The organism is Falsibacillus pallidus (assembly GCF_003350505.1).
Taxonomy (GTDB): Bacteria; Bacillota; Bacilli; order Bacillales; family DSM-25281; genus Falsibacillus; species Falsibacillus pallidus.
On sequence record NZ_QQAY01000003.1, the window covers coordinates 105,294 to 125,562 of the forward strand.

Genomic DNA, 20,269 nt, shown 5'->3' on the forward strand with positions numbered 1-20,269 from the left:
TATAATCACATGACTTGTCCGACGAGCAGCAATTTTTATCTGTTTTTACGTTTTCAACATCAGCCCATTTCATAAATTACGCTGTCACCGTAATTTTTTATTCTAAAATAAATATAAAACGTAGAAAAATATAAGTCAATACATTTTTACGCCTTGAACGTAAAAAATAAAATATGTTACACTGAGAGCGTAGGAGGAATCACTTATGAAACTTGGAGAACGTTTAAAATCACTTAGAAAATCAGCAGGATTAACACTTGCACAACTAAAAGATGCTACAGGACTTTCTGTGTCTTATTTATCAGATCTTGAACGTGGAAGAACAAATCCTTCGGTGAAAACACTTAACAAACTTGCCAGCATCTATAAAATTTCTGTTTCTTCTTTAACCGAAGGGGTTGAAGGATACGGAGTTAATAACGATGAAGAGTTAATTCCTGAAAGTTTACTTGCATTAAAAGACGATACGGATATCGGAAAACACATTACGGATGAAGATCTTTATTCTCTTAACAGAATTTCATTAAGAGGTAAACAACCTCAAACAGCATTGGAATGGAAGGAGATCTACTTGTATTTAAAAAGAATGCTGCCAGGAGATGAGTAAATGGATATTCCTCGGAATTTGAGAGAGCGTATGGAACAACTGGTACAGAATACATTAAAAGATTTCAATATAATAGGTTTCACAACACCTGAAGATGTAGCACAAAGATTGGGTTTGACCATTCACAACGGAAAACTTCAACAAGTTGATGGGGCATTCGATGAAGAAACAAAAGTCATTTTAATAAATGACAATGTAAGACTTGATCAAAGAAGACGCTTCACATTATTTCACGAAATTTGCCATTACCTACTTCGTCATGATGATGAATTCTTTTCTGATTTAAACGACTTATATGAAGATGATGAAGAATTTAGAAAGGTTGAAGAAAGACTTTGTGATATGGGTGCAATAGAATTCGCTGCTCCAAAAGAAGAGGTCCAAGCATTAATTAATGAACACGGCTTTTCTATTCATTTATTGTTCGAACTTGAAGAAAAATTTCACTTGTCCAAGCAAAGCGCAATGTGGCGGTTAGCAGAATGTGCTCCTCATTCTTGTATCCTGGCTATTTGCCGAGCTGATTTTGATATTTTTCCTCTATTAAAATTAGTACCAAAAGAAATTAAAATTGAGAATGCTTGGAATTCTGAATGGACGCCATATAAATTGAGAAAAGAAACGTCAATCCCTAAAGATCACCCTATTTGGACGACATCAGATTCTTTTGACGAATACTTTTCTTTCGAAGATACTTATATTCAATATTATTCAGGAAGTCAAATGGAAGCAAATGTAGAAGGTGTATGGATAAATGGTCGAGCTTATATCGTTTTTGATTTAATATAAAAATAAAAAAACAAGCAAATTTGCAGATTATAAATTTAAAATCTACATTTTGCTTGTTTTTCTATTTTTTATTTTTTATTGATTTTTATTTACTTCATCAAACCCGGATGCCTTGAGTAATTCATATACATGCTCACCCATATATCCTTCAAGTTGATCACGAAATAAATCGTCTTCAAGGATTTTACCAAAGAAGCCTTGATTCTTTTCAAATCCTTCAACAACATAATCCATAAAACGTTTACGAAAACCTAGAATAAAGTCATCAAGCGAGTTGTTTTGTGCCTGAGTTCTGAGGGTTTGATCTTCTTTTGCCGTTTCAATGATTTGCTGGATGTTTAGCTTTTCATGCTCACCGAATTCGGTCCCATTTTTAGAGTTCAGTCTTTCGAGAATTGCAGTAAGAGGATCTGTTGGCGGCTCTTCATTGCCTTTTCCGCCACTAACATTAATTTCAACAAAATAATCCTCTTCATCTTCCCCAAGTGTAATATTCGTGTCGCCTTTTTTCTTTTTTAAGGAGTAATATTCAAGCACTATTTTATCCTCTAGATTTACAGGAGGGCTACCCTTAATTGATATCTTCTTTAATAAATAGCGAAGATACACAAACAACTTATGCAGTTCAACATCTTTAAATGGTGTGATTTGTAGAACAAACATATAGACGCTATTAAACTTTTTAGCTTTACTCACAAAATCTCGCTGTTCTTCATCGCTTAAACGTTTATAGCGATCCACAGCTGAGTCAATGTAGTTATTCGAGAGCTCCGTATCGCGCTTCGTTTTCTTTTCTTTATAGATGATTTCAACGAATTTATCCACTTCATCATCCATTAGAATCATATAATTATCAATTTCTTGTTGTATGCTATAAAGCTCGTTTGGTTCAACGTCACCTTTTAATACGGTGTCTTCATAATAAGGTTCAAACGATTTACGAATATCATCCGGGTCATTTACAAAATCTAAGATGAATGTATCTTCTTTGTCAGGATGTGTGCGATTAAGTCGTGATAGTGTTTGAACAGCTTTTAATCCTGTCAGTTTTTTATCAACAAACATCGTATGCAGCTTAGGTTGATCAAACCCGGTTTGATACTTTTCCGCAACAAGCAATACTTGATATTCATCACTATCAAACTTCTTCGGTAATTGCTTTTCCGGAAATTTGTTCATACCAGGTTCTGTGTATTCATCGCCACTATCTTTCACAGTACCTGAGAACGCTACGAGCGCTTTCATATCCTTATAACCCTTTTTCTTTATGTAGGCATCAAACGCTAGTTTGTAACGAACAGCGTGCAAACGGGAAGCGGTAACAACCATCGCTTTAGCTTGTCCGTTTAGTTTTTTACTCGTAATTTTCCGGTAATGTTCAATAATGATTTCTGTTTTCTGTTCAATATTATGTGGGTGCAAGCTTACAAAACGAGAAATGGCTTTTGTTGCTTTTGCACTTTCAAACTCCGGATCATCTTCGATCTTTTTAGCCACTCGATAATAGGTACCATAAGTAACATAATTTTTTAAAACGTCTAGAATAAAGCCCTCTTGAATCGCTTGTTTCATGCTGTAAAGATGAAACGGATGTGGCTTGCCTTCATCATCTACTGTCCCGAACATTTTAAGTGTGCTGCCCTTTGGCGTTGCAGTAAAAGCGAAGAAACTAATATTCGGTTGCTTTCCGACTCGAGTAATTTCATCTAGAATTTTTTCTTCAGCATCAGTTTGATTTGCTTCTGCTTCTTCATCCTGTTTCTGAGCTTCTTCTAAAGTCAAGCTGGTAGTAAGTGCTGCCATGTTCTTTCCGCTCGTTGAAGAGTGGGCTTCATCAATAATGATGGCAAAGTTTTTATTCTTTAGGGTACCGAGTTTATCAAGAATAAATGGGAACTTTTGAATAGTCGTAATTATAATTTTCGTACCTTTATTTAAAGATTCTGCTAATTGAGATGAGTCTTCTTCAATTTTTGCAACCATCCCAGCTTTATGTTCAAGTTGATATACGGCTTTTTGAAGTTGTTTATCTAAGACTTTCCGGTCAGTAACAACTATTACTCCTTCAAAGACAGATTCATTTTCATCATTATGTAATGTTGCCAAACGGTGTGACAACCAAGAAATAGAGTTCGTTTTACCACTTCCTGCGCTATGTTGAATAAGATAGGATTGCCCAGAACCAAACGCTTTAGCGTGTGTTAAAACCTTTTTAACGGCATCTCTCTGATGATAACGAGGGAATATGAGTGTTTCCTTTATTTTAATTTTACCGTTATCATCTTCATCTTCATCTACAATTAGATAAACAAACTTATCAAGAATTTCAAGTAAGTTTTCACGTGTTAGAACATCTTCCCAAACATAATGCGTTTTAAGCTTTCCTGTAACAGGAGGATTGCCTTTGCCTCCGCTATACCCTTTATTAAAAGGGAGGAAGAAGGTTTTTGTCCCATTTAATTTCGTTGTCATAAAAGCTTCATTCGTATCTATCGCAAAGCATGCAATCACTCGCTGTTTAAAACGGAATAATGTATCTTTTCCGCTGCGATCATTCATCCACTGTTGCTTCGCATCTTCAACATCTTGACCAGTGAATTCATTTTTGAGTTCAAAAGCAAGTACGGGTAGACCGTTTAAAAATATTACTAAATCAATTCTTTCGCCTTCTTTATGTATGAGTTCTTCGGTTACAGAAAGACGATTTTTTGAGTATAGCTCTAACAACTCTTTGTTTAGAGTCGTTGGAGGTTTAAAATAAGCTAAATCAAGTTGCACGCCGTAATCTTTAATACCATTACGTAGTACATCGACCATTCCACGTCTTTTTAATTCATTATCTAACCTAAATAAGATTTTCTGTTTATATTGACCTTTATAAATCTCTTTTAATCTGGATAACGATTTTTCTTGGGTCTCTTCTAAAAATAAGAATAATTGTGTTTCATCAAATGCATATTGGCGATTGTAGTCTTGGTTAGATCCCTCCAAATATCCATTAACAGTAGTCAAGTATTCCTTGACTACTGTTTGAAATGCACGTTCTTTTAATATATCTGGTGTTAAGATCATTTTTACTTCACCTCCATTATTGATTTTTTATAATTCCGAACATCAATTTTTCCAGTAACAACTTCAAAAATTAAAGCTTTTTTATATACTTCTGCATTTCTTATAAAACCATCAATTTTATCAATAAGTGAATCAATGTTACTTGTCTTCTCTTCAATATATTTTACTATCTCAAATTGTTCCTGTATTGGAGGTATCATTATTGGGAAATTCTTAAACACATCAGTCTGTAATCTCCATCTTCCTAAAGTTGATACACCCTGTCCATGACCAAAGAAAATTTTACTTAAATAACATATTTTAAAGTAATATAAATAGTAATCATGACATTCTTCTTTATTTTTTTGTACAAATACCCGATAATCCGGGCTTGTTACTCCTTCATATGGCGAACTATCAACCCATCCTGTTAACAAGTCCATCATATTCATAACAAAATCTTTAAGTTCAACTCTTTGATATTTTGAGTAGTTGTCTGCGTGTTGACCTTCATTGCTTGTTAAGTCTTTTATTTTCAACCCCTTTTGGGTAAGGGATAGTACAACGGGATCCTTTTCTTGATTGATTTCCTTTTTAATATAGAATTTATGCTTAAATTTCTTAATTTCCCAATGCTCTGGAATGTCACCTATCCACGGTACATTACTCTTTTTCATCGGGACATTTCTTTGGAGTCCTTTTGTTATAATTTCCGTAATCAAAGAAATTCGATATTCCTTCATTCTTTCAATAACCTGTTGCTGCTTTAAAATAATATTATCTATTTTTTCTATTTGGTCTTTAAGAAAATCAGCAATTTGACTTTGTTCAGAAAGCGGAGGAAGAGGTACTTCAAAGGAACCAAACTTATCTTTAGTAAGATGTGTCATTGTTGATCCGTGCGTATCTTTCTCCATTTCGTTAATAAAACATTTTGCTAACCAATAATAAAAGTTTTTCTCAACCAACTTTTCATTTGGTATTACTTTAAAAATATGTTGATTTAATAACGCTTCTTCTTGCATCCAAAAGTGCACACCTAAGCTAGCAGACCAAGATAGTAATATATCTCCCTTTTTTATCAAATATTTATCGCTAATTTTTCTTCCCGAATAATAATTAAAATTTGCATTTCTATCAGTAAGGTTTTGAATTCTGATGATTTTAAGCCCAGTATCAGACCATTCCGTTGGCTTAAAGGCATAACCGTTAATATAATCTCCTATGTATTTAACTTTGGATAAACCCCAGTGACTCGGGATTTCCCTTAACCACTCTTTTCCTGAATCAATATAGGAAGGATACTTATTCATTCAATAACCCCTCCATTAATAATAGGATTTCTTGTTCCATTTTACGCATATCTTTTTTAATTTCTACTGATGAAGGTAAAGGTTGATATTTGTAGAAGATTCTAGTAAATGGTATCTCGTAACCAACTTTTGTTTTGCTTTCATCTATCCATGCATCTGATACATGTGGCAATACTTCTTGTTCAAAATATTTATATATATCTTGCTTTAAAGGTACACTTTCTGTATCCCTTAACGATGGATCGGACTCAACATTGCCTTTTTTATCTCTACACTCTTCAGCATTTTCATCTCTTTCGCTTAACCCCATATAAATCGCTTTTAGGAGCGACCCTTTTACTTCTGGTATATTTGATAGCAGAGGCTTTAACACATTTAAAAACTCTTCCCTGTTAAAATAAATAGCGCTCGAGGTATTTTCAGTTAATTGTGCAACTATACTATCTTGTAAACTTTTCCCTTCTTCAAGGGCTTTAATTTTCTTAAGATCGCTAGCTTTTTTTTCTTTTTTTGTTTTTAGCTCTAAATAGGTTTCCTCATTGAAAAGCTTAGAAAAGGCAGCTTCAGTATATAGATTTTTGATACGCTCTTCTGATATCCTAAAGTTCAGTTTTAACGGTCGTTCTACTGTTATTTTTTTGAAACCAAAATCATCTAAATCAAATATCTTACAATATTCATTTTCTTTAAACTCTCCATAAATTCTAGTAATTTCATCTATCTGACTTTGTGTGATTTCGTTTCGTTTGTTACCCATGTTTTTTCTCATTCTAGTAAAATAATTACTCGCATCGAGAAGTTGTATCTTGCCTTTACGAACTGCCCCTTTTTTTAAATCACCGTTTTTTCTATTAGATAATATCCAGATATACGTTGGAATTCCTGTGTTATAGAATAATTGGTCAGGTAATGCGACTATAGCTTCTAATAAATCATTTTCGATTAACCAACGGCGAACCTCACTTTCACCGCTCCCAGCATCACCAGTAAACAAAGGGGAACCATTAAAGATGATTGCCATTCTACTTCCAAGTTCATCTTTTTTCATTTTTGAAACCATGTGCTGTAAGAATAAAAGGGATCCATCTGATGTCCTAGGAATACCAGCTCCATATCTTCCTGATTCCCCTTTTTCCTCATGTTCTTCTAAAATTGAAGAACTGTAATGCTTCCAATCTACTCCAAATGGGGGATTCATTAACGAGTAACGAACCTGTAAACCTTTGTGACCGTCAGTTTCTTCAGTTAGCGAGTTTCCAAAAGCAATCTGTCCTGCGTTTTGACCCTTAATTAGTAAATCTGCACAAGCAATTGCATATGATTTTGGGTTTATTTCCTGTCCGAAAACTTCTACTTGTGTATTTGGATTTAATTCCTTGATGTACTCAGTTGCTTCAGATAACATACCACCTGTTCCACATGCAAAATCTCCTATTTGAACTATTTTCCCCTCTTTCATCAACTCGGACTGATCTTCATTCAAAAGTAGATTTACCATTAATTTAATAACCTCACGAGGAGTATAATGGTCACCAGCTTCAGCATTTTCAGAGAAACGTCGAATTAGTTCTTCAAATATGTAACCCATTTGTATATTGGACACTTTTTCAACACTCAGGTCCATACTTGCGAATAATTGAATAACACTGTATAGCAAGTTATGCTCATCCATTTTTTTTATTTCATCTTCAAAATCAAACCTTTCAAAAATTACGCGTACATTTGTTGAATAACCTTGTATGTAATTACGTAAATTAGCAGCTATGTTATCAGGATCTTTCAATAAAGTCTGAAAATCAAAAGGACTCGTATTATTGAAATCGTATCCAGTTATTCTATTTAATATTGCATCATGCTTTATTGACTTTGCTTTTTCTAATACTTCTTTCTTTGTCGGTTCCAGTAATGAGTCGAAACGACGTAGTACACTCAATGGTAATATAACATCTCGATATTCTTCTTTTTTGTATGGACCACGTAATATTTCAGCATTTTTCCATATGAAATTAACAAATTCGTTATTTTTTAAGATTTCCATTATATTCGACACCCCAATTTAAGCAAATTTTGATATAATTTCTTTTTTATCAGTTTTTTCCTTTTATCAATTTTACAATAACAACAAGAACGTTTCATTACATTTTTCGAACAAATTGCTAATAAAACGCTAAAATTCAACAAGTAAACAAATAAAATCGTCCTAACTTACAGGACGATTTCTTAAATAATCATAAAGTGTGGTTCGGCTAACGCCAGTTTTCTTTGTAATTTCAGCAACCGAAAAGCGTTTTGATTCATATAATGCAAATGCCATTTCTAATTTTTCAGTATCGACAGTTGGACGCCCAAGTTTAACACCGTTTTTCTTCTTAGCTGCAAGTTGCTCTTTTGTACGTTCAGATATGATATCTCGCTCAAATTCAGCGATTGCTCCCATCATACGAAAAAATAATTTACCCGAAGCACTGTTTGTATCAATTTTTTCATGAAGGGAGATGAATTCAATTCCTCGCTTTTCAAACTCTTCAACGAGCTCTTCTAGATGCTTTAAGCTACGGCTGATTCGATCGAGCTTAAATACAACGATTTCATCACCCTCACGAGCATAATCAAGTAGTTTATTCAATTCCGGTCTATCCTTCTTCATTCCGGATAAGTGTTCTTTATAAATGTTTTCTTCTTTAACCCCGGCTGCTTTAAGCGCTTCTATTTGCATGAGCATGTCCTGATCATCAGTTGACACACGTGCGTAACCTAGCTTCATTTCTTCCTCTTATTGATTGTACGAAAAAAGGTGGCTTTAATCTTTTTCGAACAAAAGACTTTTCGTACCCTTTTTCGAACAGTTTTTATTCAGTATAACAAGAAAAAACAACCGTTATACATTGTCTGAAAATTTGTCAATTAAACGGTCGTTTTTCGGATGCTATCGTTATGTTTCGTATTTTATTTTTTAGACCTTTAAGGAAAATGAATCCTAGTTATAAATTTCAATTCTCCCGAAGTTTATTAAATATGAACCGGTACATCTAGAAAAAAAAGTAAAAAATTCAGTATAATATAATTATTGAATAATATTGGGAGGCTATTAAATTGTATGGTAGAACAAATATAAAGTTATTTTCAGAAAAAGACTTCTTTTCTTTTTCAAGAGAGAAAGAAGAAAGTATTAAACAAACCATCGACCGGGAAAATGATAATTACATCCTTAACACAAACGAGTCAGATTATATTGCCCATTTGTTGGGAGTGTATCAAATGAATCCAGTTACTTTATTAACTGACCAGATTTATGCTACTGAAAAAGAGGAATTAATATCGTCTGATAGATTTCCTAATAGTTTTTACGTTACTACTAGTAAATCCTATCCTCGTCCGGTAATTACTTTTCATATACCATATTCAGGTGATAGAGGATTTTTAAAAATAAGACCGAGCCAATACATAATGTGGTCTCAAAGTGTTCCGATAACGGAGAATGAAATACTTTTTAGTGTAATCGTTTTTTCTGATACTGCAGAATCTGTGGAAAGAGAGTATCAATCATTTCTTAATCGTATTCAACAACAGATTGGTTATCTCCAGAAGGATATTGACCAATTCAATCAAGCCCTTGAAGGAAAAATTCAGGCTGTGTTCCAAAAAAGAAAAGAACAAATTCTTTCGAGGAAAAACTTAGTCGGGAGTCTATCTGTACCAATCCGTAAATCAGCAGATACTCCAAAAACTTTTGCTGTTCCTGTCCCGAAAGTTCGTCAAAAGATTTCTGCAAAACCTATCGTTACTGAAAATGGTTATAAACCAGATCCATCAATAGATATGAAAGTTTATAATGAGATATTAAGTGTTATTCATGATGTTGGTGTTATGTTTGAAAGAATGCCATCAACCTACTCCGGAAAAGGTGAAGAAGATTTAAGAGATCATATCTTGATGAATTTAGAAGCTCGTTTCGAAGGTTCGGCAACAGGAGAAACATTTAATAAAAGAGGAAAAACAGATATTTTATTAAGGCACGAAAACAGCAATGTATTTATAGGCGAATGTAAGTTTTGGAAAGGAAAAAAGGGTTATCTCGACACCATAAGCCAATTATTGGATTACTTGACATGGAGAGATTCCAAAGCAGCAGTAATTATGTTTGTAAGAACTAAAAGTTTTAGCCCTGTACTGGATACGGTGAAAAAAGAAACAGCGGACCATCCTAATTTTTTAGACTTTGTAAGTGAAACTAACGAATCCTGGATTAATTACAGATTCCATATTAATGGGGATAAAAATAGAGAAGTTAAGTTAGCTGTCATGTTATATCATATTCCTGCTTAACTAAATCAAATTAAGCGCCTAATGATTGGCGCTTATTTTTTTTGTATTATCTTCATTAACACTAACCACTTTAATAAATCCTAATTTTATGTAGCTTGTTCCTTTATCCCTTTTATTCTGAAATTGGTATAAAATACCAAAATTCTGATCATAATGATTATTACAATATCAAATTTTTATGGAGGTGCTTATATGCCTTTTGATTACCTACTTGAAAAAGAATTGGGTTTAGCGCCTAAGCTAGAGCCCAAATTCGCAAACATCGACGACGATGAAATGCTAACTCCAAACGAAGTTGCTGTTTTAATTGGACTTAGTTCGATCAGCGTTAGAAGAATGTGCCGAGAGGGAAAAATCGATTCCTATCAGTATAATAGAAAATATGCTATTTCCGGAAGAAGCTTGAAGGAATTTGTTTTCAGATCTGTTAAACGAACAAAATCAGTAAGGGAAGCTTTAAGCAGTTGAGTAAAAGCTATACTTGCCTTTCTTTTTTTAAAACAAATAAAATCAGCTATTACTATGAAAAACCTCTCATTCTATTTCCTTGTCCTTTTTGTCAAAAAGAAGCTACGATGAACACTTTCGATGGTAAATGGATGTGTGGGTGTGGAGAGAGTGGAACCTTAATTACATTGCAGACAAACATTGACTTATACAATACAGGAAAATCAATTGTATTAAATCCTAAAAAAACACGTAAAAAGATAAATAGTCAGTTTGATTTTGTAATAGCATCTCTGGCAGAACAAAAAAGAATAAAAAGCCATGTCGAACAATTAAAAGCATTGACAAATGAACTGGTGGAATATCTCACCAATAAAAAAGCTTAAACCATAAAATAGGTTTAAGCTTTTTTATTGGTATAAAACACCTGTTGAAACAAAGAATAATAAGGTATACAGTTGTTTTTAGACAATTAGCCCTTATTATTTTTTTTGAATACAAACGCTCATAACGCTCATTTTACTCCTCTTCTTTGTATGCTTTCGCACTTAGTTGTAGTTAAAAATGGTATAAAATGATCGTTATGAGCAAATACTATGCAAAGGAGGTTGAAAATGAAAAAAGTACGATCATTACTTGAAATATCTGTGGATGAGTTGAACATTTCGAAACAAACTATAGATTTACTTCTTAATTTCGGTATACTTTCGATCGGTGAATTATTGTCTACACCAACAAAAACTCTTAAAGAAAAGTTGGGTCTCGGAAACGATGCCATTGTTAAATTAAGATATGAAGCTAAATTGCTAGCCGATAAGTATGGTTTGTCGTTTGAAAAACTACAAGAAAAATATGGAGAACTTACTACCATTGATAAAGCCTTGAGGGAGCTGGGCGTTTTTTCAGTCGGAGAATTATCTGAAGTTTTAATGAATAAGTCACCTTACAAAAACTCTTTTTTTAAAGTTGGAAAAGACATCGCGCCTCCTCTAAAAGGAACGAATGGTGGAGTAAAAAACTATGTTATTTTTAATCAATTAAAAAAACATGTTGAAGAAATTAAACAAAATTATGCTTCTATTTCTGAAATTGAAAAGGAAACAGGTTTTGTTTTGAAATATTACAGTGCTAACGGCACTTTAAATCCTGCTCGACTGACAAATTCCCTATGGAACAAACAATGGATAATTAATAATTATAACGATTTTCGTGATAAATCGATGGGGAACAAGAAAACACCTTATTACGATTTTTTAACTAAACAACAACAAAATTTAATCGATGAGTATTTAAATCATCGTTCAGAATATGATATCTCCTATAGAAGAACAGAATTTGTCAATCAATTTATAACTGAATCAGCAGCTGAAGTTCATCGGAAATCTCTCACTCGCTTCTTTTTCAAAATGATTTGTGCAAGGTGTGGCATCAATATTTCATACGATGAGAGAAACAGAAAAATTATTGAACCGACACAAGAAGAAATGGAGAAATTCGATCCAGAAGTATTAGATTTAAAAAATATAATATCTCAAGATATTAAGGTTATTTCTCATGGTTTAATGCCGTCGACTCGTTCCGATGTTCGAAACCACATCAGAGCATTCATCATTTTCCTTCTGTATAAGAAACGCTTAGAACTGGAAGAGAAAGAATTTGAAACAAGTGTTGATGATTATAAAGGATGGCGGCAGTTAGAAAAATGGGAGGACCATATTTTCAATGCAATAAACACTTATCTCCCTCCTAACGGCACCAAAAAAATTGTTAATACTCAAACGTCTCTTTTCTTAAAAAGAAATCAAATGATAGGGATATATAAAACATTAATGGAAAATAAAAACGGCATTTTCCCTAAACCTTTAAAATTTGCTGCAATGATCATGATCTCGTTCTTTGGTGTTATTCGACCTAACGAATTAAGACAGATGAGAATTGAAAAACACCTTGATATCGATAAAAGCACTGGTTTGATGAAATTAAAAGAAATTGAAGGTGCGAAATTCGGCGCCATTTGGATAACTAAAGATATTAGCAAAAAACAGCTAAGTCCATCTCCAGATTATGGTACTTTAATTCCGGAAAAAGCTGTAAAACTGATAAATCGTTATCTATTATGGCTTTACAAAAAAACTCCTCAGTCGATTGGGCAAGGATTTTTATTTAGACCGGACGAATATAAACCTGATGAACCTTATTCTGTTTCAAACACCTTATATGGCTGGCTGAGGAAATATAAAGGATGCTTTGCAGATTATTTGTCTCCTCATGAAATCAAACACTTTAGTTCCTACGATATGAGGCATACTGGAAACAATATTATTGTAAAAGAAACAATTATTCACGATGACCCTGTGTTAAACGATCAAAAACAAATGGTTGCGATGTGGCATTGCCGCCACAAACCTGTAACTATTAATGAAAAACACTATACAGCTAAAACTGAGCTAGAGATTTATGCAGGTGTATTAAAACATGCCTATGATTTCCCTTGGGGTTTAGATGAATTAGAAGAGTGGGAGAATAAAATGCTTAATCGACCAGCGAAAAATCAAAAGATTCTAGAAAATGCTGACATTAAACCAATTTTATCTTCTGCTGAAAAAGCACAATTAGACAATTACGACGAGATTATTTCATCTTTACAATCAGAAGCAAAGAAATTAACTGATATTAAATATTGTGAAGAAAATGGGATTACTCCGGAAAAACGTGTTCAATCTTACAAAGAACTTCAAACCAAGTTGAAAAAATTACAACTAGAAAGAGAGTCAATTTTGGAGGTTGGATAATTTTGATGTCTTATGATGATTTTATGAAACTGTCTGAAGAGTTAAAAATAGATCCAAAAGAATATCTCCCCGAATCATTCGAGGAGATATTCGACGAATTTGATTATAATGCTGAGGATGTCAAAAAATTTTCGAAAAAGTCACTCGTTACAGTTCGTCGGTGGTGCCATAGTGGTGAGTTAAAAATTCAGAGTAAAAGACCCTACATATGTAAAGGCATCGATATAAAGCGAAAATTATTTAAAGATATTTATCAACAAAACATTGCTCCTAGATTAAAGGATTTGATCGTATAGAAACAAAAAACTGAACAATTTTGTTCAGTTTTTTGTTGCCTTAAAATGCTATTTGATTTTTATACAGAGTTTAGTCTATCTAAGAATCTGTTTCCTTTTTTAATAGTTTTTTCAACTTCAAAAAACTCTTCTATTTCATATGGCTCCTCTTTGCCGTTTTTTATTCCAATGAATTTTGTAACTATTTTTATTTCTTTTATTTTTTCTGGGTCTTTATCTAATTCGAAAATCCCTAATGAAAAAATAGAACTTTCAGAGCGTTTTATTTTATCAAATTTTAATTCATTCACAATCTCGTTGTCTATATAGACTGTTGAGGTTACGTTAACAACTACCTCAAATTCCCCGTGGATAGTTATAGCGTATCGATAAGGATCTCTCCGTATATATGTATCTTTATTGTATGTACTGTCTTTAGAATCAATAAAATGTTCTGTTGATAAAAATTCTGTATAGATAAAAACATCCTTATTATAAGTGGTTTTTCTATCTGATAAATTTTTTATTTCATACTGAACATATTGATCTTTATTGATAATTGAACAACCACACAATAGAACTGTCATAATAATGAGCACGTATATTTTTTTCATAATAACCTCCCTTTTATATTAATTTTATTGGAGGGAGAATTCTCGCGCCCTTTTTAAAAAAAATAACTATTTATTTCTTATTACGTTAATCGAAATGTTCACTCTTTCTGCAAAACGGGGCATCTCGGACTTAATTTTCAATATTTCGTCCATAATGACTATATGGAAAGATTATCTAAAATTATGACGACAAAACCTTCTGTCAATCTATTTAATGTACAAATGCATTTATTAAATGAATATATTAATCGAAACGGAGGTAAAAGTGTTCAAATCCATAAGTTCCTTTATCGGTTTGACTACCTAGGTGAGATATATTACTTGAAAGTCATTCTAGCCGATAACTTGTTCTTTCTCTTTACTAGAACAAGTTCCGGAACACCAAGGATGTTTCAATCGATGGGTGAACTTATAAGTTTCTTTACAGTAAAAAAGGGTTGAGCAATAAAATGCTCAATCCCTTTTTGATTTGTTTATGATGAGACCTTCACACGTTTTGATGTGCTCGATTTTTTACTGCTGCTCATTGATTTAATCCCTTTATTATAAACTCCAGCTGCCGCTTTTTGACTTCTTTTTAGTGTAGAGGAACCGAGCTTTTTTGATGTACTTCCAATAGCTTTACCCATCTTTTCTCCTCCTTAAACTGCTCTTTTTACTTTTTTCGCAATAGATTTTACAAATTGTTCATGAAATCCTAATAATAATAAGTTCGTTGTGAATTGTATAAATTCCTGCTCGTTCTCTTCGTTTAGAACATTTTCTTTATAAATAAAGACACCTAAGCCCAGACTTGGAGATCCATAATTTCTAACAGTTATAAACTGCTCAAATTTAGCGTCTTTTGTTTCCCATCTTCCTTTAACATTTTCCTCTTTGATACGTACCGCTTCAACATCTAAGGAAGAATTGATTAATGCCTGGGCGTTATCTAAATCCTTAGGCTTTTTTAAGTAGACTAGTTCAAAGTCATATTCTTCTTCGGAATCTATAGCGTCCTCGCTTAATTCCTTGGGGAAATACCAAATAAAATCTAATTGTTTCTTCCTTACATTAAAAATCTTTTTAATTTCCATTTCTATTTCTGTCATATAGGAAGTAACTTTTTCATCTATTACATTTTGACCTTCTCCATTTGCAATAGCAACCAAAGCTTCTCCTAAATTCTCCTCAGTATCCTCGTAGTTTTCGAATCCCGTTTTCTTTTTGGCAAATGTAATATTGATTAGAAAAACAATACCCAACACAATCAAACCATATATCGTTAGCAGTAAAAAAAATTGTCCCACCGATAGCCAAACTGACATTTTTTCGTTATATTGTAATATCGAAACTGCAAATGGTTTTGCCATTACCTTATGTAGTGAATCAAACAAATCCCCTAGTTTGTTATCAAGAAATTTTGTACCGATTAATATAAGAAAAAATAATATACTTCCCCCGTATCCCAATTTCTTTTTCCCCAAAAAAAATCCCCTCTCAACTCTGTAAACTTATCTAGGTAATTTTACCAATATTTAGACAAGTTATCAATAGAGAAGAATAGGAGATTATTTTCCAAATGCAGCAGGTTTATTTCTCTTTAATGTTGCAAAATAAACAGTTTCACCGTTCTTTAGTTTTTTCTTCCGCTTGTTTTCAACGGTTGAGTCGGTATTAATTTTTTCCAATTTTTTAATAGAATTAGACATGTCTACCTCCATATAAAAAGGTTTTTATCTAAAGTTACTATTTATTTTTAATTTTTATTACCCTTCTTTTTAGTGTTTTTAAACCTTTATATTTCAATGTTCGACCTACGCCGCCACTTTTATACAATTTATCCGTTTGCCCTTACAAATAACATGTCACTCACTGTCTTTTGGTAAATAATTCCCCTCCCTATTTTGTTCCGTTCAAAAAATCTATACTTTTAATGAATCATGGTAAGAATGAATATACATAGCAATAGAGGAAGGAGTTGACACCATGATTGGCATTTATCTTAGGGTAAGCACCATCTCACAAGCTGAAGAGGGCTACAGTTTGGAAACGCAAGAAGACCTGTGTATGAAGCGTGCAAAAGAGTTAGGTTACTCCCCTAAACAAGTGAAAGTGTACCGCGAAGAAGGTCGAAGTGGTGAGGACATTGATCGTCCGCAAATGAACCAGCTTCGTGATGATACAGCAAACGGAATCATCCATAAAGTCATTATAACGGATCCGGATCGTTTGACTCGTGATCTCACAGATAAGCTTATCGTGTGTAAAGAATGGGACAGACAAGGTGTAGAAATCATTTTTATTGATACGGAATACCAAAACACCCCGGAAGGTCAAATGTTCTTTAACATGCGTTCAGTATTCGCTCAGTACGAGTTAGCACAAATCCGGAAAAGAACCATAAGAGGACGCCTCCGTGCCGTTGAAAAAGATAAAAAGATTATGCCGATGCGAACGGCACCGTACGGTTATGATTATCGTGATGGTGAGCTTGTCATAAATGAGCCTGAAGCCATTTTTGTCAATAAAATATACACATGGTACTTGGAAGGTTATACGCTTCGTGAGATTGGAGATAAGCTATTCGCCGCAGGTGCTGTACCAAAACGTGCTGAAAGTAAAAATTTTGGGGCAACATCAATCAGAAGAATTTTAACCTCAGAAATTTATATCGGTAATTACGTTTATAATAAACGAGAAACAAAAAAGGTTTGGGGTGAACGCACAGGGTCCGGTAAACAGAAGAAAACCTATACCATCCGCGATGAAAGTGAGTGGATTCGTGTTGATGTCCCTCCTATTGTAGATGAAAAGACATTCCAACTTGCTCAAAAGCAAAAAGAGAAAAACATCAAAAAGCGCGGTAATGTTAAATTCAATTACCTTTTTAAAGGCATGATTCGCTGCAAGCATTGCGGACGCATTTGGGAGTGTACGACTTATAACGGACGAGAAGATAAAAAGACCGGTGAGAAAAAGAAATACGGTGTTTATCGCTGCCCTAACCTTAATCCCAAACGCTATGGCGATGGCATAACAAAATGCGATTGTAGGAGTATTCGTGTCGAACTATTGGATGATTACATCATGAATCTAATTCAATCTTCACTCAGCAATCCGGAGATGTTCCGTGAAGCCATCAAAGCCCGTCTAACAGAAAAAGATGACACACTAGACGAACAAGTCAACGAGCTCGAAAAACAGCTTAAAAAGAAAACAGACGAGCGAGACCGGATTAAGCGCATGTATGTGGTGGCGCAAGTCATCACTGAAGAAGAAATGCTAAAAGACATGAAGAGAATAAACGCTGAAATTACTGGTATTACAGATGAAATCAATGCACTAAAGCGCAAGATAGAACAACAAGAGATCAACACCATATCTGATGAACAAATAAAACTAATACTCGATAATATTAATTTAATGTTTGAAGATAATGAAATGACTTTTGAAAACAGGAGAGAATTAATGGAGCTACTCATTGAAGAAATACAGATTGACGCTAAAGGCGAACAAGTGGCTATTACCGTAAAAGGTCCACTCAATGACATTGCTTCATACTCACAACCTCAAAAAGTTCGAAAATACAGGTGAAGATGCGGAAGACCTGATTTCCATCGGCACCATCGGACTGATCAAAGCGATCGAAAGCTATTCAGAAGGAAAAGGAACAAAGCTTGCCACCTATGCTGCACGATGTATCGAAAACGAGATCCTGATGCATCTGCGGGCTTTGAAGAAAACGAAGAAAGACGTCTCCCTCCACGACCCCATCGGCCAAGATAAAGAAGGCAACGAAATTTCCCTCATTGATGTTCTAAAATCCGAATCCGAAGATGTCATTGATACAATCCAGCTCAGTATGGAATTGGAAAAGGTCAAAGAATATATCAGCGTACTGGATGATCGTGAAAAAGAAGTCATCATCGGCAGATTCGGTCTGGATTTAAAGAAAGAAAAGACGCAGCGGGAAATTGCAAAAGAACTCGGAATCTCCAGAAGCTATGTATCGAGGATTGAAAAGAGAGCGCTTATGAAAATGTTCCATGAATTCTATCGGGCGGAAAAAGAAAAGAAGAACCGGAATCAAACAGAATAAACTACTTTAAATGAGACCGAAGCCATTTTAGCTTCGGTTTTTTATTAGGGAATCACATCAAATTTTAAAGTACTCAAAGACTCACTCCTGAATAATTAATCGTGAAAGTAATTAATAGTCATACCAATCACTATTGGAGAAAATTACATAAATTGGTTTATTTGATAAATAAACTTTGTTACGATTGTACATAGCTTCAAATATTTGGAGGGTACAAGATGAAATCGAAATTAATTGGAACATTAATTGTTGGCGGACTTTTATTCACGGGCGTTGCATATGCAAAGGATATCAATATGAAAACGGTACCGAAGAATGTCGAAGTGAAAGCGCCCCAACCCCCAAAGATCGTTAACGATAAGGATTGGAAAAACGTCACGAAACTTGACCTGTCAATGAAATATGATTTTAACACAAGCGTTGAAGGTTTTGTTGCGGATAATTCGGCGGCATATGCGAAAGAAGCCACGGACGATATGAAAGAGATGAAGATAACGAAAGATAAATATTACTATTATGTTTCGAGGGCATACGCAACACGAAACGGGCTTGATATCATGAAAGTGAAAGGCGTTGCGCTCAACAAAGATTTCGATAACATGCGAAGCCTTGCGGATATCATTATCAACGAACAAGACAAGCGAATGAAGGATATCCCGAAAAAAGCCGACCATAAGGATATCAATGTCGTGATTAAATATCGTAGGGACGCTTCCGATCGTGAAATAAAAGCAATCGAATATATGAAAGAATTAACGTATGATCTTGACGCAGCAATCAACGGTTGGAAGAAACCGAAATATGGATTTTCATACCAGGCGGACGGGGACAAGATAAAAGAAATTGAAGCATTCATTGAGGGAGAATGATTTCTTACTGTATTTAACCAGAAAAGCAAACTATATTCCATTAAATGAAAAGAGAGCCGAAACAATATGACTTCGGTTCTCTTTTCATTAGTATAAGTGTGACAGGCATTGATCCTGTCACCTTCGTTATGCTCCATCCTTCTCCACATAAATAGCATTCAGACGTTTTACCTGTATAATCATCATCATAACCCCTTTCTTTTCGTTTGTAATTCATACGATTACAGCATATACGGATTGATTAACGTTTGATGTTTATCGCGGTTCGTTTCATATAATTGAGCTACAGTTTCATCACGAACAGCTTCTTCCAATGATTTTTGGCGTTTTTTAATTGTTACTGTCATAAATAGGATGTTCAAAGTCATTTTTATCACCTCGCTTCTGCTTAAAATAAGTGCAAATCCATAAAAAAACACAAGAGGATAGAGTCCCCTTGTGATAGACACAAAAAGACCGCAGGAATTCAAATTCGTCCTGCGGTCTGGAAATGCACGTTTAATTAAATTCTAAATTAACGCGGACTGAATCCTTCAGCGGCCGAACATAATGTATTATTTAGTTTTGCAGCATTTAATTTTCTTACCAACATATCATTCGACCTCCTTGTTAGTTTCCAATCACAATGGTAAGTATATCCAATTAGTTATGGTTTGTAAACCCTTTTTTTCCTTTTTTTATAAAAAATAAAAACCATGCTGATCTAATTGATATCAACATGGTTGAAATAAGCTTTATTTTTTGCTCAGAAAATCCTGTCCTTCTTCTGACTCATTGAGGATTTTTCGAAGTTTGATAGATTGAAAGAAAAAGTATGCAGCGAATGCAGTGGATGCCAATGTACCGGCCATTAACGCATATTCTTTATGAAGTGTTTTGCCGGCAGCAGGAATCACTACACCGATATATAAAAAAGCACTGAGTGCCATTAAGATAAATGCAAATCTTTTATAGTCCATCATTTTATTAAATACGTTTTTCAAAGTCATCACCTCATCCGATGCTTTTTACTACTCTTCTACTGTAACATATCTGCAGAAGAATAGAGGATGCAATAACTGGGAACTAATTGGAAAATGGTTTCGTATCGCAAATCAAAAAAGAA

General features: G+C 34.0%; 19 protein-coding genes and 1 pseudogene. 10 read left to right on the forward strand and 10 right to left on the reverse strand.

The features are described 5' to 3' along the window. Positions 1–205 precede the first annotated feature (205 nt). Both DFR59_RS07115 and DFR59_RS07120 read left to right on the forward strand, forming a co-directional pair. The gene (locus DFR59_RS07115; RefSeq protein ID WP_114744944.1) at positions 206–607 is read left to right on the forward strand and encodes a helix-turn-helix domain-containing protein; all 402 of its coding nucleotides are present in this window, start codon (positions 206–208) and stop codon (positions 605–607) included. Beyond that, the gene (locus tag DFR59_RS07120; RefSeq protein ID WP_114744945.1) at positions 608–1,396 is read left to right on the forward strand and encodes an ImmA/IrrE family metallo-endopeptidase; all 789 of its coding nucleotides are present in this window, start codon (positions 608–610) and stop codon (positions 1,394–1,396) included. It abuts the gene before it with no gap. Between the two features lie 75 nt (positions 1,397–1,471). Here the strand turns inward: DFR59_RS07120 and DFR59_RS07125 are convergent, their stop codons facing one another. From DFR59_RS07125 to DFR59_RS07140, 4 genes are all read right to left on the reverse strand, one after another. After that, complete coding sequence (locus tag DFR59_RS07125; protein ID WP_114744946.1) at positions 1,472–4,468, reverse strand: type I restriction endonuclease subunit R; 2,997 nt, start codon at positions 4,466–4,468, stop codon at positions 1,472–1,474. A gap of 2 nt (positions 4,469–4,470) precedes the next feature. Next, positions 4,471–5,760: a restriction endonuclease subunit S gene (locus tag DFR59_RS07130; protein WP_114744947.1), complete on the reverse strand. Its 1,290-nt coding sequence runs from the start codon at positions 5,758–5,760 to the stop codon at positions 4,471–4,473. Continuing rightward, positions 5,753–7,798, reverse strand: a complete 2,046-nt coding sequence (locus DFR59_RS07135) for a type I restriction-modification system subunit M (RefSeq protein ID WP_114744948.1) — start codon at positions 7,796–7,798, stop codon at positions 5,753–5,755. The genes DFR59_RS07130 and DFR59_RS07135 overlap by 8 nt, the downstream gene beginning before the upstream one ends. A gap of 162 nt (positions 7,799–7,960) precedes the next feature. After that, entirely contained in the window at positions 7,961–8,524 is a 564-nt protein-coding gene (locus DFR59_RS07140; RefSeq protein WP_114744949.1) for a recombinase family protein, read from the reverse strand. A gap of 329 nt (positions 8,525–8,853) precedes the next feature. Between DFR59_RS07140 and DFR59_RS07145 the strand changes: the two genes are divergently transcribed. The 5 genes from DFR59_RS07145 (at position 8,854) to DFR59_RS07165 (ending at position 13,621) form a co-directional block, all read left to right on the forward strand. Continuing rightward, positions 8,854–10,086: a hypothetical protein gene (locus DFR59_RS07145; protein WP_245948406.1), complete on the forward strand. Its 1,233-nt coding sequence runs from the start codon at positions 8,854–8,856 to the stop codon at positions 10,084–10,086. 192 nt (positions 10,087–10,278) lie between these two features. Then, positions 10,279–10,554: a helix-turn-helix domain-containing protein gene (locus tag DFR59_RS07150; protein ID WP_158538344.1), complete on the forward strand. Its 276-nt coding sequence runs from the start codon at positions 10,279–10,281 to the stop codon at positions 10,552–10,554. Then, a complete protein-coding gene (locus DFR59_RS07155) occupies positions 10,551–10,919 on the forward strand; it encodes a restriction endonuclease subunit S domain-containing protein (RefSeq protein WP_114744951.1) in 369 nt (122 codons plus the stop codon). The genes DFR59_RS07150 and DFR59_RS07155 overlap by 4 nt, the downstream gene beginning before the upstream one ends. Positions 10,920–11,147: 228 nt before the next feature. Continuing rightward, the gene (locus DFR59_RS07160) at positions 11,148–13,325 is read left to right on the forward strand and encodes a site-specific integrase (protein WP_114744952.1); all 2,178 of its coding nucleotides are present in this window, start codon (positions 11,148–11,150) and stop codon (positions 13,323–13,325) included. Positions 13,326–13,327: 2 nt separating this feature from the next. After that, positions 13,328–13,621: a hypothetical protein gene (locus DFR59_RS07165; protein WP_114744953.1), complete on the forward strand. Its 294-nt coding sequence runs from the start codon at positions 13,328–13,330 to the stop codon at positions 13,619–13,621. A gap of 59 nt (positions 13,622–13,680) precedes the next feature. Here DFR59_RS07165 and DFR59_RS07170 read toward each other — a convergent pair whose 3' ends face one another. The 4 genes from DFR59_RS07170 to DFR59_RS20050 all read right to left on the reverse strand — a co-directional run bounded on the left by DFR59_RS07170 (position 13,681) and on the right by DFR59_RS20050 (position 15,905). Beyond that, positions 13,681–14,214 carry a hypothetical protein gene (locus DFR59_RS07170; RefSeq protein WP_114744954.1) on the reverse strand — a complete coding sequence of 178 codons (534 nt, stop codon included), beginning with the start codon at positions 14,212–14,214 and terminating at the stop codon, positions 13,681–13,683. A gap of 473 nt (positions 14,215–14,687) precedes the next feature. Then, the gene (locus DFR59_RS20045) at positions 14,688–14,843 is read right to left on the reverse strand and encodes a hypothetical protein (protein WP_158538345.1); all 156 of its coding nucleotides are present in this window, start codon (positions 14,841–14,843) and stop codon (positions 14,688–14,690) included. 12 nt (positions 14,844–14,855) lie between these two features. Further along, a complete protein-coding gene (locus DFR59_RS07175; RefSeq protein WP_114744955.1) occupies positions 14,856–15,680 on the reverse strand; it encodes a hypothetical protein in 825 nt (274 codons plus the stop codon). Positions 15,681–15,764: 84 nt separating this feature from the next. Then, positions 15,765–15,905: a hypothetical protein gene (locus DFR59_RS20050; protein WP_158538346.1), complete on the reverse strand. Its 141-nt coding sequence runs from the start codon at positions 15,903–15,905 to the stop codon at positions 15,765–15,767. 277 nt (positions 15,906–16,182) lie between these two features. On the opposite strand from DFR59_RS20050, the gene DFR59_RS07180 reads away from it, so the two are divergent. The 3 genes and pseudogenes from DFR59_RS07180 (at position 16,183) to DFR59_RS07190 (ending at position 19,164) form a co-directional block, all read left to right on the forward strand. After that, a complete protein-coding gene (locus tag DFR59_RS07180) occupies positions 16,183–17,790 on the forward strand; it encodes a recombinase family protein (protein ID WP_114744956.1) in 1,608 nt (535 codons plus the stop codon). Beyond that, positions 17,768–18,295, forward strand: a pseudogene (gene sigK, locus DFR59_RS07185) (RNA polymerase sporulation sigma factor SigK); the annotation flags it as partial. The gene DFR59_RS07180 and the pseudogene sigK, both read left to right, overlap by 23 nt. 218 nt (positions 18,296–18,513) lie before the next feature. Beyond that, complete coding sequence (locus DFR59_RS07190; protein WP_114744957.1) at positions 18,514–19,164, forward strand: hypothetical protein; 651 nt, start codon at positions 18,514–18,516, stop codon at positions 19,162–19,164. Positions 19,165–19,385: 221 nt separating this feature from the next. On the opposite strand, the gene DFR59_RS07195 is transcribed toward DFR59_RS07190, so the two are convergent. Together DFR59_RS07195 and DFR59_RS07200 are read right to left on the reverse strand one after the other, a co-directional pair. After that, positions 19,386–19,532, reverse strand: coding sequence for a YrzI family small protein (locus DFR59_RS07195; RefSeq protein WP_114745260.1), 147 nt, complete (start codon positions 19,530–19,532; stop codon positions 19,386–19,388). 366 nt (positions 19,533–19,898) lie between these two features. After that, positions 19,899–20,147, reverse strand: a complete 249-nt coding sequence (locus tag DFR59_RS07200; protein ID WP_158538347.1) for a YrhC family protein — start codon at positions 20,145–20,147, stop codon at positions 19,899–19,901. Positions 20,148–20,269 lie beyond the last annotated feature (122 nt).

Bases quoted from the DNA above. Each gene is read 5' to 3' on its own strand.
- DFR59_RS07180 (WP_114744956.1), top strand. From the start codon at position 16,183: ATGATTGGCATTTATCTTAGGGTAAGCACCATCTCACAAGCTGAAGAG.
- DFR59_RS07125 (WP_114744946.1), bottom strand. From the start codon at position 4,468: ATGATCTTAACACCAGATATATTAAAAGAACGTGCATTTCAAACAGTA.
- DFR59_RS07140 (WP_114744949.1), bottom strand. From the start codon at position 8,524: ATGAAGCTAGGTTACGCACGTGTGTCAACTGATGATCAGGACATGCTC.
- DFR59_RS07115 (WP_114744944.1), top strand. From the start codon at position 206: ATGAAACTTGGAGAACGTTTAAAATCACTTAGAAAATCAGCAGGATTA.
- DFR59_RS07130 (WP_114744947.1), bottom strand. From the start codon at position 5,760: ATGAATAAGTATCCTTCCTATATTGATTCAGGAAAAGAGTGGTTAAGG.
- DFR59_RS07135 (WP_114744948.1), bottom strand. From the start codon at position 7,798: ATGGAAATCTTAAAAAATAACGAATTTGTTAATTTCATATGGAAAAAT.
- DFR59_RS07160 (WP_114744952.1), top strand. From the start codon at position 11,148: ATGAAAAAAGTACGATCATTACTTGAAATATCTGTGGATGAGTTGAAC.
- DFR59_RS07190 (WP_114744957.1), top strand. From the start codon at position 18,514: ATGAAATCGAAATTAATTGGAACATTAATTGTTGGCGGACTTTTATTC.
- DFR59_RS07120 (WP_114744945.1), top strand. From the start codon at position 608: ATGGATATTCCTCGGAATTTGAGAGAGCGTATGGAACAACTGGTACAG.
- DFR59_RS07170 (WP_114744954.1), bottom strand. From the start codon at position 14,214: ATGAAAAAAATATACGTGCTCATTATTATGACAGTTCTATTGTGTGGT.
- DFR59_RS20050 (WP_158538346.1), bottom strand. From the start codon at position 15,905: ATGTCTAATTCTATTAAAAAATTGGAAAAAATTAATACCGACTCAACC.
- DFR59_RS07150 (WP_158538344.1), top strand. From the start codon at position 10,279: ATGCCTTTTGATTACCTACTTGAAAAAGAATTGGGTTTAGCGCCTAAG.
- DFR59_RS20045 (WP_158538345.1), bottom strand. From the start codon at position 14,843: ATGGGTAAAGCTATTGGAAGTACATCAAAAAAGCTCGGTTCCTCTACA.
- DFR59_RS07195 (WP_114745260.1), bottom strand. From the start codon at position 19,532: ATGACTTTGAACATCCTATTTATGACAGTAACAATTAAAAAACGCCAA.